Origin of the sequence: Rhizobium sp. Leaf371, from assembly GCF_001424045.1 — a bacterium.
GTDB lineage: Bacteria > Pseudomonadota > Alphaproteobacteria > Rhizobiales > Rhizobiaceae > Ferranicluibacter.
Genome location: NZ_LMQB01000011.1, coordinates 1 through 15,300 on the forward strand (window position 1 = coordinate 1; position 15,300 = coordinate 15,300).

Consider the following 15,300-nt stretch of genomic DNA (forward strand, 5'->3'; position numbering starts at 1 on the left):
ATGCCCCAGCGGGGCGTGCCGAAGGTCATCGTGCCGAGTGCTAGCGGGCTGACGAGGAGCCCGGAGGCACCGAGAGGACGATAGGTTTGGAGATCCATAGGCTGAGCGCTCTTTCTGAGACTGATCGTGATGGATCATGAAGATGGCACGAACATCGGCATTCGATTAGGCTACACTCGGCGTATGGGTTGCTGAAGGAATTTCATGAATGGATCGCGACCTTTGGGCTGGCCTTGCCGTCTTCGCCGAGATCGTAGAGGCTGGGAGCTTTGCGAAAGCGGCAGCGAGGATGGGCCTCTCACCCTCGGCACTAAAGCATTTTGCATTTATTCGGCCTCATATCCTGCTGCTTTGAAGAAGTTGCGGCATTCTGTGATGGAGAAGAGATCGCAGATGTCGCCCAGCGCATTTGAGATTGCATCGAAAGAACGGGCTGCGCGTTTCCGCAACAGGGTCTTAAGCTTTGAAAAGGCCATTTCGATGGGATTGAGGTCCGGGGAATAAGGTGGGAGGAAGAGAAGCCATGCCCCTCGTGCCCTGACCAATTCTTCTGCTCTCGGACTTTTGTGAAAGGCGACATTGTCGAGGATCAGCACGTCGCCTAGCGACAAGGTCGGGGCGAGTTGAGTTTCGATCCACGTTTCGAAGAGGTGGCCGTTCATTGGCGCATTGACGATCCAGGGTGCCGTCAAGCCATGACAGCGCAGACCGGCGATGAAGGTCTGGGTTTTCCAGGAGCCGAACGGCGCGTGGGTGCGATAGCGCTTCCCCCTTGGCGACCAGCCCCTTCGCTTCGTCAGCTTGGTATTGGTCGAGGTCTCATCGATAAAGATCAGTCGCGCCAATGCCTTGTTGAAGAATGGCTTTCGCCGGTCGATCCACAKGTCACGCGCTTGGGCGATCTCCGGCCGCAACTGCTCGGCGGCCTGCAGGCTTTTTTTTATGGCTCAGCCCAAGCCGATGCAGACATCGGCTGGCCGTCGAGCGGACGACCGAGACRCCACGCCCTGCCAGTTCGACGCACAATTCGTCCAGCGTCAGGTCGCCGTTCTCTGCCATGCGTGAACGAACCCATTCCTCGTGTCCCGTGAGCTTGCCGCCGCCCAGATGCCCCTGCCTGGCCGGCGCAAGTCCGCCGGATGCTCGCTTCAGGATCATCATATTGTTTACAAATCTGGGAGAAACCCGGAAATGCCGGGCWGCTTCCCGGTGACTATTGCCTTCCTCGACAAACGCAACAACACGCGCRCGCAACTCAATTGGATGCGGCTTGCCCATGGTCGTTCTCCTTCCATGGCGCCAGTGAATCACAAATCAGCCACTTGGAAAATCCTGAATCAGGAAAAACGGTCACGCGCTTGGGCGATCTCCGGCCGCAACTGCTCGGCGGCCTGCAGGCTTTTTTTTATGGCTCAGCCCAAGCCGATGCAGACATCGGCTGGCCGTCGAGCGGACGACCGAGACACCACGCCCTGCCAGTTCGACGCACAATTCGTCCAGCGTCAGGTCGCCGTTCTCTGCCATGCGTGAACGAACCCATTCTTCATGTCCCGTGAGCTTTCCGCCGCCCAGATGCCCCTGCCTGGCCGGCGCAAGTCCGCCGGATGCTCGCTTCAGGATCATCATATTGTTTACAAATCTGGGAGAAACCCGGAAATGCCGGGCWGCTTCCCGGTGACTATTGCCTTCCTCGACAAACGCAACAACACGCGCRCGCAACTCAATTGGATGCGGCTTGCCCATGGTCGTTCTCCTTCCATGGCGCCAGTGAATCACAAATCAGCCACTTGGAAAATCCTGAATCAGGAAAAACGCAACACGCTCTANGATGCGGCTTGCCCATGGTCGTTCTCCTTCCATGGCGCCAGTGAATCACAAATCAGCCACTTGGAAAATCCTGAATCAGGAAAAACGCAACACGCTCTAGGGGACAGGCTTCGATATGCAGCTTTGCCTCCCCATTCGTCGATGGCGAAGACATGTGAATGCTTGATGGATGGCTTTTTGGAAGACATGGCGTCCTCCTCGATTTGAGGCCAAGGCGTTTAGCCCTTAAGCGGCAGCGCCCNTGGCGAAGACATGTGAATGCTTGATGGATGGCTTTTTGGAAGACATGGCGTCCTCCTCGATTTGAGGCCAAGGCGTTTAGCCCTTAAGCGGCAGCGCCCGCGAAATCTGCTGCAGAAGATTTACCCTGCGCTGAAGGTTGGCTGTTTGCAATGACTATGACGATCGAAGACAGACCAGAGCTGAGCGTTCGTGTGAATAAGCACAAATGGAACGAGTCGCGCTTCTGCTCGTTAGGTCGAAAGTAGAGCGCTCGGAGTATTGCGTTATGGATCCGAAAAACTGAAATAGCCTCGATACCCTCGAGGAAAACAGTCGCGGCGGTTTCAGGACAACTGCAAGCACAGAAGAGGCGGCAAGGCTATTGCTTATGGACTGACCAGTTCGAGGGACAAAGGCGCACCAGCGGGCCAAGGAGGTGATGATGTTTGTCCTGATGGAAGAGCGTCCGCCGGAGAGGCGCGCAGTGCGTTTCTTGCTGCCGCTGCGATGCGAATGTCTTTATTCGAAACGCTTGAGTAACGCGCGAATTTCTTTCACCGTCCCTGTAGTTTCAAAGGCGTAGCCTCTACATTATTTTTGCCGTCTGTTGAAGCCCTGTTCGCACAAGCCCTGACGTGAAGCGGCCAAGCACCATCTTGCCGGAGAGTGATGCCGCCGCCCTTTTTTGGGGGGCGGCGGCTAAAATCTTAGCTCATTGGGAAAAGCCATCGACACGATGGCAAGGTGAAGACGGGTTTGAGATCAAAGAGGTTTCGAMAGTCTGGTGGTGCCCCTGACGAGGAATTGTATCTGGATTTGCTACAGACGAGGTAGCTGCTTGTCTTATAAATTTCTTGCTTCGTCGTGAGATAAATAAGCGCCGGAGAGGACGGCCATACTCTTCCGGCGATGGGGGGCGGATCGTGAAATGCGAGGCTGCCATTCTTGCGAATGCCGGGCCGAGCTAGAGTTTGATCGCCCCCATCTTTTCCAATCGTCCTGAACGGATACTCTAGGTCCTTAGTCTCGCGCATGTCACTGTCGCAAAACGCTGCACCCTTTGGCGCAACACGCTTTAGCCGATAACGGGATAGTCCAGGCGGCGTGCATTGCGCTCAAGCTCCGCCAGAGGTTCGTAGTCGGCATCCGAGAGGAAAGCGACGTCCTTAAGGGACAGCGTCTCGCGCGTTTCCGCAAGCGATGGGTCGGCGATCGCCTGTCGAAGCGCCTGCCTGAGAATCGCAACCTCGGCATCGGAAGCATCCGCCCGCGTGATGAAGGGAAGCCCTGGCCCTTTGACGGTTTCGGCAAGCACCCTGATCCCCGAAAGCCGCTCCGGATCGAAACGAAGCGTGTTGCCATAGGTGATGCAGTCGATCGCGGCCACATCCGCTCTGCCCGCGGTCACCGCGTCGATACTGTTGCCATGTCCGCCGGTCTCGACGACCGAGGAGAAGAAGCGACCGTCTTTGGCAAGCGGCGCGATGGCCGCACGAAACAGATTGACGCCCGAATTGCTGTTCGGATCGTTGATCGCGGCCCGGGTGCCGCGCAGGTCCTCGAGGGAAAACGCCTGCGTATCGTTGCGCACGACAATGAAGCTGCACGTGTTCGGTCCGTCGCAGCCCGGAAGAGAATAGACCGGCGTTGCGACAAGCCGCACCTTGCCGCGCAGTCGCTTCACGTAAGGGTAGCCGCAGGTCTGGGCGAGCAGAAGATCCGGATGAACCCAAGCTTCATCGTAGCGGAGGGTCTGCTGCAGCGTATCGGGAACGCCGGCAAGGCCTTCTTCCCGCAACCTGTCCCGCAGGAAGCTCCAGAACACGGCAGTTCCCGCAGCCAGCGGCGGCGGGGTGACGTACATGGCAAGGCTTGCAAGCAATCAAGAAATCCTTCGAGGTGAACATCGGGTCAGCGGCGGAACGCCCCATGTGACGTCTGTGCGAACGTGTGGGGCCTGCCGCTCGCGGCCAAAACGGTGGAAGGGGCGGGAGCCTCTCGACGATTTCGCCACAGCATCGCCGGGAGCGCAATGACGAAGGCACGAGAGGCGGCGGCAAGCCCGTCGCCTCTCGTGCCTTCGTCGTCAATGGAGCAGCACGCGGTGTCCGCGGGGGCAGAATCATGAGTGGCGGGGGTGCGTCGGGTCGTCGTGCGGCTTGAAGAAAAACCGGCGCGCGACCTCCCAATAGCTGTTGTAGACCAAACCGCCGTTCGAGCGAATGAGCGTCTCGCGGTGATGGCGATACACCGTCGGCAGCTGATACCAGGAGATGCCGGGGCGACGATGATGAAGAACGTGAAGGTTGTTGTAGAGGAACAGCAATCCGAAGACGTGACTGTTCTCGACGATCGCCGTGCGTTCTTCATGGCTCTCGGCGTATCGGTGCTCGGCATAGGACCTTAGCCGCGTCATCGCCGCGCCGATATAGACGAAGCCGATAAGGTACAGCCAGATCGGCATGCCGCAGATGACCGTGACCCAGAACAGCAGCACGGCGACACCAGCCAGTTGCGCGGCCCATATCTGCCGCCGCCCGGGTTCATTCGCCCTCAACAACCGCCCTTCCTGCGCGAGAAAACTCAGGATCATCACGGCAGGACCGATGGTCAACCGGCCGAGCAAGGTGGTGTTCCAGTGCGCCAGGACCCGACCCACTTCACCGAGCTGTTCCCACGCGTTCCTCGTCAAATAGGACGACTCGGGATCCTCGATCGGGTCGGTCAGGTGCTCATCGTGATGATGTTTCAGATGGCTGTCCTTGTAGATCGGATAGGGGAGCCAGAGCGACAAGGGGATCGAGCCGATCGCGTCATTGATCCGCTGGCTGCGCGTGGGATGCCCATGCATGACCTCATGCTGAAGCGAGCCGTGCCATGCGACGAGCCATCCCCCGGAAAGCACGACCAGGACCAGTGGCAGAGATTGCCACCAGAACGTCACGCCAAGAAAGCCGCCGTAGATGACGGTCGCGAGAAAGACGGTCGGCCATTCTGTTGAGCGCGACGTAAATCCTGCTCCGCCGACATTGGAGGCTCGATTGACCATACCGGAAACTTCCCCTTGTTGCCGCTAAGCTAGCAAGTGGGAATCGAAATATGGAACAAAGTTTATCTATTTTATAGGCTATAATGCAAATTCCATTCTAGGCTCACGACTCCCGCTATGCGTGATAGATGTGGTCGTCACGGCTTCCGCCCACGCTATCGATCTGGAGGGTCGTGTGGCTAGTCTCGAAGCGGTCGAGAAGCATCCGTTCGATGTCCCGTCGTACGGCCAAGGGGTCCTCGCCGGCGGTTAGAACGACATGGGCCGAGAAGCTGGCGTCCTCGCCGGACATCGACCAGAGATGGACGTCATGCACCTCCACGACGCCGGCGAGACCTAGAACGGCGGCTCGAACGTCGTCCAGGCTCATGCCCTTCGGGACACCTTCGAGAAGCACGTTGGACGTATCGCGAAGCAGGATCCAGGTGCGGGGAAGGACCCAGACGGCAATGAGAACCGCGACGATCGGGTCGAGCCAGGACCAACCCGTCAGGTAAATGGCGACGGCCCCGGCGATCACGCCGACGGATCCGAGCATATCCGCCCAGACCTCCAGATAAGCGCCCTTCACATTGAAGCTCTCCTTCCGTCCTGCCGAAAGAATCCCCTATCGAGGCAAGGTTCACGAGGAGCCCGAGGATCGCCACGATGAGCATGCCGATCGATCCGATCGGTTCCGGATTTCGGAAGCGCTCGATAGCCTCCACGAAGACGTAGATGGCGACCGCAAACAGAAGGAGCGCGTTGAACGCTGCGGCGAGAACCTCGAACCGTCGGTAGCCGAAGGTTCGCCTGCTATCCGCATCGCGGCTTCCGAGCCGGATGGCAAGCAGCGCGATCGCCAGTGCGATCACGTCGGTCATCATGTGCGCCGCGTCGGACAGCAGTGCCAGGCTGTTGAAGTAGAGGCCCGCCACGACCTCTGCGAGGAGGAAGGTCGAGGTCAGCGCGAGCGCCCAACCGATCATCCGGGCGTTGAGGCGGCCAGCGCTGGCTGAGCTCCGGTTTCGCCCTGCGCCTCAAGAAAGCGTCGTTTTCCAAATCTTCCGCGTCATTTGAAAATCCATTCCTGTTCAGTCGTTATTTTCTATCTAATCTATCAATTATATAGGAATAGGAACTTCAGATGATACGTCCAACCATCCTCGGTCTATCCGGGAACGTTAAACGCCCTTCACGCACAGCCGCGCTTGTCGATGCTGTCGTCTCCTTGGCTGCGGAGCGGCTGGCCGGCAATGGTCGGCTGATCGAGTTAGTAGACGCTGCCCCCGTTCTTTTCAGAGCGCTACGCGCCGACCAGCTCGACGCCGAGGGCCGTGCGATCATTGACGCCGTCGAGGCGGCTGATGTCATCGTTGTCGGCTCGCCCGTCTACCGCGCGTCTTACACCGGCGCCTTGAAACATCTCTTCGATCTCGTCGATTACCGGGCGTTGACCGGCAAGCGCGTCATTCTCGCAGCGACAGGCGGGACCCCGCTCCACGGATTGATGACCGAGCATCAGCTACGGCCGCTGTTCGGCTTTTTCAATGCGCTCACCTTGCCGACCGCGATCTATGCCACCGAAGCCGACTTTACCGATTACGACATCAGTAACCCCGCAGTGCGCGAGCGCATCGAGCGCGCCGTAGCTGAGCTGGCGCAGGTTCTGCCCGCCGCAGATCGAAGCTCACCTGCCGGTGGTTCCGGTCATCGTCAGACACTCGTCGCTGCGTCTGCCTAACGTTTTCAAAGAGGGAGAATATCATGTCTTATGCAAGCAGAGAGCCGGTCAAATTCGCCTATTGGGTTCCCAATGTCTCGGGCGGTCTGGTCATTTCGAACATCGAGCAGCGCACAAGCTGGACGATCGAGTACAACAGGAAGCTGGCGCAAATCGCCGAGGCCAGCGGTTTTGACTATGCGCTGAGCCAGATCCGTTTCACGGCAGGCTATGGCGCAGAGTTCCAGCATGAATCCGTTTCTTTCAGCCATGCGCTGCTGGAATCGACGACGACGCTCAAGGTCATTGCCGCCATTCTGCCCGGCCCTTGGAATCCGACGCTGGCCGCCAAGCAGATCGCAACGATCAACCACCTGACCAATGGCCGCGTCTCCGTCAATGTCGTCAGCGGCTGGTTCCGCGGCGAGTTCCATGCGATCGGCGAGCACTGGCTGGATCACGACGAGCGCTACCGCCGCTCCGAAGAGTTTATCCGGGCGCTGCGCGGTATCTGGACTGAGGACAATTTCTCGTTCAGCGGTGATTTCTATCGCTTCAACAATTATTCGCTGAAGCCCAAACCGATCGATCCGCAACCGGAGATCTTCCAGGGCGGCTCCTCGCGCGCGGCCCGCGACATGGCTTCGAGGGTTTCGGACTGGTATTTCACCAACGGCAACACGCCGGCGGAAATCCAAAAGCAAGTCGATGACATCCAGGGCAAGGCGAAGGCCAACGGCCACTCCGTCCGTGTCGGCGTCAATGCCTTCGCGATCGTACGCGAGACCGAGGAAGAGGCCCGCTCCGTTCTGGCCGAGATCATCGAAAAGGCCAATCCGGATGCCGTCAATGCCTTTGGCCACGAGGTCAAGAACGCCGGCAAGTCGTCGCCCGAGGGCGAGGGCAACTGGGCGAAATCCTCGTTCGAGGATCTGGTCCAGTACAATGACGGCTTCCGTTCCAACCTGATCGGCACGCCGCGGCAGATCGCCGAGCGCGTCATCGACCTCAAGCGCGCCGGCGCTGACCTCATTCTGCTTGGTTTCCTGCATTTCCAGGAAGAGGTGGAGTATTTCGGCAAGCACGTCATTCCGCTGATCCGGGAGCTTGAGGCCCAAGAGGGCGAGACAGCCGTCGCCGCCGAATAATTGAAGCGTGCAATCGGCGGCCGGCTGGTTCCCGCTGCCGCTATCGATGACAGACCGCGCGCCCTTGACGGCGCGCGGTGGGGGATTTGCGTGCCTGCGGAACAACCGCCGGGATCGCATACAAGACGGAGATAAGGGGCATGCACGCATTGACATTCGCCTTCGGAGGCTTGGGATCGGCGCCGTTTCCGCCGGAAGTGCAGGAGCATCTGGCCGGCCTCGACAGGCAGTCGCAGTCCGGTAACGCTTCGGCGAACCGGGCCGTTGACACGGAAAAGCCGGTTCTCGAACTGTCCGGTGTCAGCCTGTCCTTCGGCGGCGTCGTTGCCCTGACGGATATCGATCTGTCGCTCAGGCGCGGCGAGATCCTGGCGATCATCGGACCGAATGGCGCGGGCAAGAGTTCGATCATCAACATCATCAGCGGCGTCTACAGGCCTAATCGCGGCCGAGTGCGCTTGGCCGGGCGGGATTATGTGCAGGTTCCGACACAGGCACTGGCCCGCCATGGCGTTGCGCGCACCTTCCAGAACCTGGCCCTGTTCAAGGGCCTGAGCGTCCTTGACAATGTCGTTGCCGGTCGCGCCTACAAGACGCGCTCCAGCTTCATCGAGCAGATCGTCGGCATCGGCCGGGCAAGAACGGAACAGTTAGATGCGCGCCGCCGCGCCAGGGACATACTCGACTTCCTGCATCTTTCATATGTCGGCGACAGGCTGGCGGGCACGCTGCCTTACGGCTTGCAGAAGCGGGTCGAACTTGCGCGCGCGTTGGTTGCCGAGCCGGATATCCTGCTTCTGGACGAGCCGATGGCCGGAATGACGGTGACGGAGAAGAACGAAATGGCTGGTTTCGTGCGCGCCGCGCGCGACACGCTTGGAACGACGGTGGTGCTGATCGAACACGACATTGGTGTCGTGATGGGATTGTCCGACCGAGTTGCCGTGCTCGACTACGGCCGCAAGATTGCCGATGGCACGCCCGATGAGGTGCAGACCAATCAGAGGGTCATCGACGCCTATCTGGGTGTCGCCCCCGAAAACGAGGACGAGGAGGGCATCTGATGGCCGATTTCGACTGGCTGTTCTTCACCGAAGTTCTCGTCGGCGGTCTTTTGTCCGGCGTCATGTATTCGCTGGTCGCGATCGGTTTCGTGCTGATCTACAAGACCTCCGGCGTGCTCAATTTCGCCCAGGGAGCAATGCTTCTGTTCGCAGCGCTGACCTTCGTCAGCCTAACGGAACGCGGCATTTCCTTCCCGCTCGCCTTCATGATCACCTTCGCCATCATGGTCGTGCTTGGCGTCGCCATCGAGCGCACGGTTCTGCGGCCGCTGACCAACAAGCCGCCGATCACGCTGTTCATGGCGACGCTGGGCCTTTCCTATGTAATCGAGGGTGCCGCCCAACTTCTCTGGGGCACACAGGTCCATGGTCTGGATCTTGGCATAGAGGACGTGCCTTTCGACGTTGGCGGCGTCTATATCAGTCAGTTCGACATCTTTGCCGCCGTCGTTGCCGCCGGCATGGTGGCGCTGCTCTCCGTTTTCTTCCGCTACACCCGCATCGGTCTGGGTTTTCGCGCTGTTGCCGACGATCAGTTTGCAGCACTTGCGGTCGGCCTGCGACTGCCCTGGATCTGGGCGACCGTCTGGGCCGCTGCCGGCCTTGTGGCGCTGGTCGCGGGGCTCTTGTGGGGTGCGCGGGTCGGCGTGCAGTTCTCGCTGTCGCTGATTGTGCTCAAGGCTTTGCCGGTTCTCGTTCTCGGCGGTTTCGACTCGATCCTCGGCGCGATCGTCGGCGGACTTTTGATCGGCGCATCGGAAAAACTCGCCGAGGTCTATATCGGCGAATATTTCAGTGGCGGCATAGAAGGCTGGTTTGCTTATGTGATCGCGCTCGCCTTTCTCCTCGTCCGTCCCTCCGGTCTTTTCGGCCAGAAGCTTGTGGAAAGGGTCTGAGATATGTCCGTGATCACATCCGATCTCCCGCATTATCATTTCCCCGCGAAATGGGCCTTGCCGCTGGTATTGCTGTCGATCGCTTATGTCGGGGTGCCGATCTTCGGCTCCAGCTATCTGTTCGAGGCCATCCTTCTGCCATTCCTGGCGCTCAGCCTCGCCAGCGTCGGGCTGAATATCCTCACCGGCTATGCCGGTCAGGTGTCGCTCGGAAGTGCTGCCTTCATGGCGGTCGGTGCCTTTGCCGCCTTCAACTTCAATCTCAGGGTCGATGGATTGCCGCTGATCGCCAGCATCGTGCTGGCCGGGTTTGCCGCTGCCGCCATCGGCCTGGTGTTTGGCCTCCCAAGCCTCCGCCTCAAGGGTTTTTATCTCGCGGTATCGACCCTTGCGGCGCAGTTTTTCGTGCAATGGGCGCTCACCAAGTTCAGTTGGTTCTCAAACGATTCCGCCTCCGGTGTCATCGATGCGCCGGCGCTCTCCGTCGCAGGCTTCGTCTTCGAAGGTCCGGTCGGGCGCTATTATTTCGCATTGAGCGTCGTTTCGGTGCTGACCTTTCTGGCCTACCGGCTGGTGAGTTCCCAGACGGGGCGCAACTTCATCGCCGTGCGCGACAACGAGACGGCCGCGCGGATCATCGGCGTGCCGGTTCTCAAGACCAAACTCCTGGCGTTCGCCGTCTCGTCTTTCATCATCGGCGTCGCCGGAGTTCTTTGGGCCTTCGCCTATCTGCGCACCGTCGAGCCGGCCGGTTTCAATCTCGATCGCTCGTTCCAGATCCTGTTCATCGTCATCATCGGTGGTCTAGCCTCGATCCGCGGCGCATTCTTCGGCGCAGCGCTGATCGTCGTATTCCCCCTGCTGCTGTCGCGGCTCGGGTCTTTCCTGCTTGGCGACGTGTTTGATTCCGGCGTGCTTGACATGAGCCAGCGCATCGTGATGGGCGTGCTCATCATCCTGTTTCTGATCCTCGAACCGGATGGCCTTGTCGCCCTCTGGGACCGGGTCCGAAGACGCATCGGTTCCGCTGTCCGGCGGACCTAAGCGATCCGGAGCCGAACCGCTCCAAATCCCGCATCAGCCTTTATTTGATCAACCCAGAACCGGTGCTTTGCCCGGTCGATACCCGGAGTTTGTCCAAATGACGATCCTCAGCAAATTCAAGATTGCGGCGCTTGCCGCCGGCATCGCTTTCACCATCGCCCTGCCAGCCGCCCATGCTGACGAGCAGTATTTCCCGCTGCAGAGTTATCGTGTCGGCCCCTATGCCGCCGGCGGCACCGGCTTCTTCGGTGGCTTTATTGACTATCTCAACCTGATCAACACCCGCGACGGTGGCGTCAATGGCGTCAAGCTGACCTGGTCGGAGGCCGAAACCCAGTACGAAGTCGAGCGCGGTGTCGAAGCCTACGAACGGTTGAAGAGCAATCCAAACGTCGCTGCCTGGAACCCGCTCTCCGTCGGCATCGCCTATGCCATGATCGACCGCATCACGACCGACAAGGTCCCGCTGATCACAATCAATCATGGCCGCACCGATTCGACCGACGGTCGTGTCTTCCCTTATGTCTTCCCACTGCTGCTCAACCCCTACAGCGAGACGTCCGGCATCGTGAATTACATCGCCTCGAAGGAAGGCGGTCTGGAAAGCCTCAAGGGCAAGAAGATTGCCGTGCTCTATCACGGTTCGCCCTATGGCAAGGAAACCATTCCGATCTACGAACTGCTGGCCGAAAAGTACGGCTTCGAACTGCAGCAGATCGAAGTTCCGCATCCGGGCAACGAGCAGCAGTCACAATGGCTGGCGATCCGCCGCGCCAAGCCGGATTACGTCGTTCTGCGCGGCTGGGGTGTGATGAACCCGGTGGCGCTGAAGACCGCCGCAAAGACCGGCTTCCCGGTCGATCACATCATCGGCAATGTGTGGTCGAACTCCGAAGAAGATGCGATCCCGGCCGGCGACGCCGCCAAGGGCTACACGGCGATCACCACCCAGGCATCGGGCGCCGAATATCCGGTGGTCCAGGAGATCGTCAAGACGATCTACGATGCCGGCAAGGGCAATCTGGAAGACAAGAAGCGCATCGGCTCGGTCTACCACAATCTCGGTATCGTCAATGGAATCCTCAACGTCGAGGCGATCCGCATCGCGCAGGAAAAATTCGGCAAACGCTCGCTGACCGGCGATGAAGTCCGCTGGGGCTTCGAGCACCTGCAGCTTGATCCGGCCCGCGTAGAAGCGCTTGGCGCCAAGGGGCTGTTCCACTCGATCAACGTCACCTGGGACAATCACGAGGGCAATGGCTACGTGACCTTCCAGCAGTGGGACGGTGCCAAGTGGAACGTTGTCTCCAACTGGATCGCACCCGACTGGGCTCTGCTGCGTCCGATCATCGAGAAGTCGTCCGAAGCCTATGCCGCTGAAAAGGGTATCAAGCTGCGCACCGCGGAAGATGCAGAGACAGCAACCAACTGATCCCTTGGCTTATGCCCAGGGGCCGCGCCTCAAGGCGCGTCTTCGAGGTCCCGGCACGAGGCTGGTTGTCTCCTCCCTCACAACCAGCCTCGTGCCTCCCTTTTCATGCGGCGTTTTGCACGCAGACAGGAACACGATCATGGCTCAAGAGCACATCCTGCTGACGGTTGCCGATGTGAGGGCGACCTACAACCACGCCATCACGGCGCTCGACGGCGTCAGCTTTACCCTGGCGCGCGGCGAAATCCTGGCGCTGCTTGGGGCCAACGGTGCCGGCAAGACGACGGTGCTCAAGGCGGTCTCCAATCTCCTGCCTGCCGAACGCGGGCAGATCGTCTCCGGCAGCATCCGGTTCGAGGGCCTTGATGTCACAAGGACGAGCCCGGGCAATCTGGTGCGCGCAGGGCTTGTACAGGTTCTTGAAGGCCGCCACTGCTTCCGCAGTCTGACGGTCGAGGAAAATCTCGTATCCGGCGGGATTGGCCGAAGCAGTAGCCGTGCAGAGATCGCCGAAGATCTCGACAAGGTCTACACGCACTTTCCGCGGTTGAAGGAGAAGCGGCGTGCCCTGTCGGGTCTGACATCGGGCGGCGAGCAGCAGATGACGGCGATTGCCCGGGCGCTGATGTCGCGGCCGCGTCTGCTGGTGCTCGATGAGCCATCCATGGGCCTCGCGCCGATCATCGTCCAAGACATTTTCCGGACATTGCGCCGGCTTAACCGCGAGGAGGGGCTTTCCATTCTGGTTGCCGAGCAAAACTCCGCCGTCGCGCTGAATTACGCCGATCGCGCGACCATTCTCGAAAACGGCGTGGCGGTGCTGTCCGGCAAAGCCCGCGATCTGCGCGAACGCGACGACATCAAATCCTTCTATCTCGGCAAGAAGGCGATGGCCCCAGCCATTCCAGCTCTTGCAAGCTAACCCCAATCCAAGAGGAGAAACGTCCATGACCCTATCCAACGTCAATACCGAGAATGCAGCAAAGGCAGTACCACCGGTAGCGCTCCCCGCCGCGCCCGCGCATATCATCAAGACCGATGCCGAAGCGATCGCCGTTGCCAGGACGCTTGCAGCCGAATTCGTCAAGGGCTCGTTGGCGAGAGACCGCGACCGGATCTGGCCGGTCGAAGAACTCGATGCCTTCTCGCAAAGCGGGTTGTGGTCGATCAATGTGCCGAAGACATTCGGCGGTCCGGAAGTCTCCTATGCGACCCTTGCCAAGGTCATCGAGATCATCTCGGCTTCCGATAGCTCGATCGGACAGGTGGCGCAGAACCATCTGGGCGTCGTGGCGGCGATCCGCACCGTTTCGGATGAAGAGCAGCAGAAGCTTTTGTTTGCGGAAGTGCTGAAGGGCACGCGGTTCGGCAATGCGTTTTCGGAATTCGGCTCCAAGCGGGCGGTGGATTTCGAAACGAAATTCGTCGATGCTGGCGATCATGTCGTCGTCAATGGCCAAAAGTTCTATTCCTCGGGCGCGCTGCTTGCGCATCTGGTGCCGATCGTCGCCCTCGATGATGAGGGCAGGGCCTGGTACGCGATCGCCGAACGCGGTGCAGAAGGACTGACGGTCATCGACGACTGGTCGTCGTTCGGGCAGCGCACAACGCTTTCTGGAACCGTATTGCTCAACAACGTCAAGGTGCCGAAGACGCATCTCGTGCCCGGCTACAAGGGCTATGAGGTACCGACGGCGGACGGGGCGATCTTCCAGATCATCCAGGTGGCCGTCGATACCGGTATTGCGCAGGCGGCGATCGATGAAACGGTGAGTTTCGTGCGCACCAAGAGCCGCGCCTGGGTGGATTCCGGCGTCGACAATGCCTGGGACGATCCCTACACGATCCAGGCGATTGGTGATCTCACCTTGCGCCTGCACGCCGCGCAAGCCTTGCTGGAAAAGGCAGGATACGCTATCGACCGGGCAATCGTCGATCCGAATGCCGAAACCGTCGCCGAGGCCCAGATCGTCACTGCTGAGGCGAAAATCCTCTCGACGGAAATCGCGCTTCTTGCCACCAACAAGCTTTTCGAACTAGCCGGCACGCGTTCGACGCTCGCCGAACACGGCCTTGACCGCCATTGGCGTAACGCCAGGACCCACACCTTGCACGACCCGGTCCGCTGGAAATACGCCATCCTCGGCAAATATTTCCTGAATGGCGAGAAACCGCCGCTGCATGCGTGGAGCTGACGTGCAAACGGGCCGGTCGCCCGTTCCGCCGGCCCGCCCAGCTCCGTTGTGGCCAAGCAAGGATGGGACTATCCGCCTCCAGGCCCGGCATGTAGCGACAGCGATATCAGAGAGGCTATTGGGCGCTGAGGGCATTGAACCGCGTTGCACGGCGTTAGCATTCCTGCCGAATGTCGACGCGGCAGATCATGTAGTCCGGTTCCGGCATGGCCTGATCCATGGTGACGCCCGGCAGGGCGGTGTGGCGCTTTCCAATCGAGCGGGCAGGTACGCCGACCACAGAGGTGTAGGATGCAACTGGTGCTATCACGACACTGCCGGCGCCGATCCCAATCTCGATATTGCCGAGTATGTTGGCCCCTGCGCTTATCAGCGCGCCGCGCCGGATGTTAGGATGGCGGTCTCCGGTTTCCTTGCCCGTTCCGCCAAGGGTCACGTTCTGGAGAATCGACACGTCGTCCTAAAGCGTGTCGCGGGTAACCGGATTCGGTATATCCGGTTTGCGCGATCTGTGATTCCCTTTGCCCATGGAAGGAGAAACGCCATGGGCAAACCGCATCCGATCGAGTTGCGTGAGCGTGTCGTTGCTTTTGTCAATGAGGGCAACATTGTTGATTTCCACTGAGAGCTGACCCGGCATTTCCACCGAGAAGTGACCCGCCTTAGGTATCGTTCGTGTTGGTCGTAGTGGTCAAGTTCCTGCGTTTCTCCTTGGTTGTTT

General features: G+C 59.7%; 13 protein-coding genes and 2 pseudogenes. 8 read left to right on the plus strand and 7 right to left on the minus strand.

What is annotated here, in order from left to right:
- Positions 1-326 precede the first annotated feature (326 nt).
- The 6 genes and pseudogenes from ASG39_RS23195 to ASG39_RS24695 all read right to left on the minus strand — a co-directional run.
- Positions 327-1,278, minus strand: a protein-coding gene (locus tag ASG39_RS23195; RefSeq protein WP_156468075.1) for an IS630 family transposase whose coding sequence is annotated in 2 segments (ribosomal slippage) — positions 327-941 and positions 943-1,278 — 951 coding nt in all. Because the reading frame shifts where the segments join, the coding sequence is not laid out codon by codon here.
- A gap of 72 nt (positions 1,279-1,350) precedes the next feature.
- Positions 1,351-1,743 carry a helix-turn-helix domain-containing protein gene (locus ASG39_RS23200; protein ID WP_082477065.1) on the minus strand — a complete coding sequence of 131 codons (393 nt, stop codon included), beginning with the start codon at positions 1,741-1,743 and terminating at the stop codon, positions 1,351-1,353.
- Positions 1,744-3,124: 1,381 nt separating this feature from the next.
- Positions 3,125-3,913 carry a PhnD/SsuA/transferrin family substrate-binding protein gene (locus ASG39_RS07955; RefSeq protein ID WP_062594499.1) on the minus strand — a complete coding sequence of 263 codons (789 nt, stop codon included), beginning with the start codon at positions 3,911-3,913 and terminating at the stop codon, positions 3,125-3,127.
- A 258-nt stretch (positions 3,914-4,171) separates the two neighbouring features.
- Entirely contained in the window at positions 4,172-5,098 is a 927-nt protein-coding gene (locus tag ASG39_RS07960; protein ID WP_062594500.1) for a fatty acid desaturase, read from the minus strand.
- A gap of 115 nt (positions 5,099-5,213) precedes the next feature.
- Positions 5,214-5,669 carry a cation diffusion facilitator family transporter gene (locus ASG39_RS24690; RefSeq protein WP_277995959.1) on the minus strand — a complete coding sequence of 152 codons (456 nt, stop codon included), beginning with the start codon at positions 5,667-5,669 and terminating at the stop codon, positions 5,214-5,216.
- Positions 5,670-5,766: 97 nt separating this feature from the next.
- Positions 5,767-6,066 (minus strand): annotated as a pseudogene (locus tag ASG39_RS24695) (cation diffusion facilitator family transporter); the annotation flags it as partial.
- A gap of 158 nt (positions 6,067-6,224) precedes the next feature.
- Between ASG39_RS24695 and msuE the strand changes: the two are divergent.
- From msuE to ASG39_RS08005, 8 genes are all read left to right on the plus strand, one after another.
- The gene (gene msuE / locus ASG39_RS07970; RefSeq protein WP_062594501.1) at positions 6,225-6,821 is read left to right on the plus strand and encodes an FMN reductase; all 597 of its coding nucleotides are present in this window, start codon (positions 6,225-6,227) and stop codon (positions 6,819-6,821) included.
- 23 nt (positions 6,822-6,844) lie between these two features.
- The gene (gene sfnG / locus ASG39_RS07975) at positions 6,845-7,948 is read left to right on the plus strand and encodes a dimethylsulfone monooxygenase SfnG (RefSeq protein ID WP_062594502.1); all 1,104 of its coding nucleotides are present in this window, start codon (positions 6,845-6,847) and stop codon (positions 7,946-7,948) included.
- Positions 7,949-8,088: 140 nt separating this feature from the next.
- Entirely contained in the window at positions 8,089-9,012 is a 924-nt protein-coding gene (locus ASG39_RS07980) for an ABC transporter ATP-binding protein (protein ID WP_062594503.1), read from the plus strand.
- The gene (locus ASG39_RS07985; RefSeq protein ID WP_062594504.1) at positions 9,012-9,908 is read left to right on the plus strand and encodes a branched-chain amino acid ABC transporter permease; all 897 of its coding nucleotides are present in this window, start codon (positions 9,012-9,014) and stop codon (positions 9,906-9,908) included. The genes ASG39_RS07980 and ASG39_RS07985 overlap by 1 nt, the downstream gene beginning before the upstream one ends.
- Positions 9,909-9,911: 3 nt before the next feature.
- A complete protein-coding gene (locus tag ASG39_RS07990; RefSeq protein ID WP_062594505.1) occupies positions 9,912-10,952 on the plus strand; it encodes a branched-chain amino acid ABC transporter permease in 1,041 nt (346 codons plus the stop codon).
- Between the two features lie 97 nt (positions 10,953-11,049).
- Positions 11,050-12,384 (plus strand): ABC transporter substrate-binding protein, encoded by a 1,335-nt coding sequence (locus tag ASG39_RS07995; RefSeq protein WP_062594506.1) that lies wholly within the window; start codon positions 11,050-11,052, stop codon positions 12,382-12,384.
- A gap of 139 nt (positions 12,385-12,523) precedes the next feature.
- Positions 12,524-13,306 carry an ABC transporter ATP-binding protein gene (locus ASG39_RS08000; protein ID WP_062594507.1) on the plus strand — a complete coding sequence of 261 codons (783 nt, stop codon included), beginning with the start codon at positions 12,524-12,526 and terminating at the stop codon, positions 13,304-13,306.
- Positions 13,307-13,331: 25 nt separating this feature from the next.
- The gene (locus ASG39_RS08005; RefSeq protein WP_062594508.1) at positions 13,332-14,579 is read left to right on the plus strand and encodes an SfnB family sulfur acquisition oxidoreductase; all 1,248 of its coding nucleotides are present in this window, start codon (positions 13,332-13,334) and stop codon (positions 14,577-14,579) included.
- A gap of 154 nt (positions 14,580-14,733) precedes the next feature.
- Here the strand turns inward: ASG39_RS08005 and ASG39_RS08010 are convergent.
- Positions 14,734-15,045: pseudogene (locus ASG39_RS08010) on the minus strand (serine O-acetyltransferase); the annotation flags it as partial.
- Between the last annotated feature and the right edge of the window lie 255 nt (positions 15,046-15,300).

Excerpts from the sequence above, each read along its gene's own strand:
- ASG39_RS07955 (WP_062594499.1), bottom strand. The coding sequence starts at position 3,913 with ATGTACGTCACCCCGCCGCCGCTGGCTGCGGGAACTGCCGTGTTCTGG.
- ASG39_RS07960 (WP_062594500.1), bottom strand. The coding sequence starts at position 5,098 with ATGGTCAATCGAGCCTCCAATGTCGGCGGAGCAGGATTTACGTCGCGC.
- msuE (WP_062594501.1), top strand. The coding sequence starts at position 6,225 with ATGATACGTCCAACCATCCTCGGTCTATCCGGGAACGTTAAACGCCCT.
- sfnG (WP_062594502.1), top strand. The coding sequence starts at position 6,845 with ATGTCTTATGCAAGCAGAGAGCCGGTCAAATTCGCCTATTGGGTTCCC.
- ASG39_RS07980 (WP_062594503.1), top strand. The coding sequence starts at position 8,089 with ATGCACGCATTGACATTCGCCTTCGGAGGCTTGGGATCGGCGCCGTTT.
- ASG39_RS07985 (WP_062594504.1), top strand. The coding sequence starts at position 9,012 with ATGGCCGATTTCGACTGGCTGTTCTTCACCGAAGTTCTCGTCGGCGGT.
- ASG39_RS07990 (WP_062594505.1), top strand. The coding sequence starts at position 9,912 with ATGTCCGTGATCACATCCGATCTCCCGCATTATCATTTCCCCGCGAAA.
- ASG39_RS07995 (WP_062594506.1), top strand. The coding sequence starts at position 11,050 with ATGACGATCCTCAGCAAATTCAAGATTGCGGCGCTTGCCGCCGGCATC.
- ASG39_RS08000 (WP_062594507.1), top strand. The coding sequence starts at position 12,524 with ATGGCTCAAGAGCACATCCTGCTGACGGTTGCCGATGTGAGGGCGACC.
- ASG39_RS08005 (WP_062594508.1), top strand. The coding sequence starts at position 13,332 with ATGACCCTATCCAACGTCAATACCGAGAATGCAGCAAAGGCAGTACCA.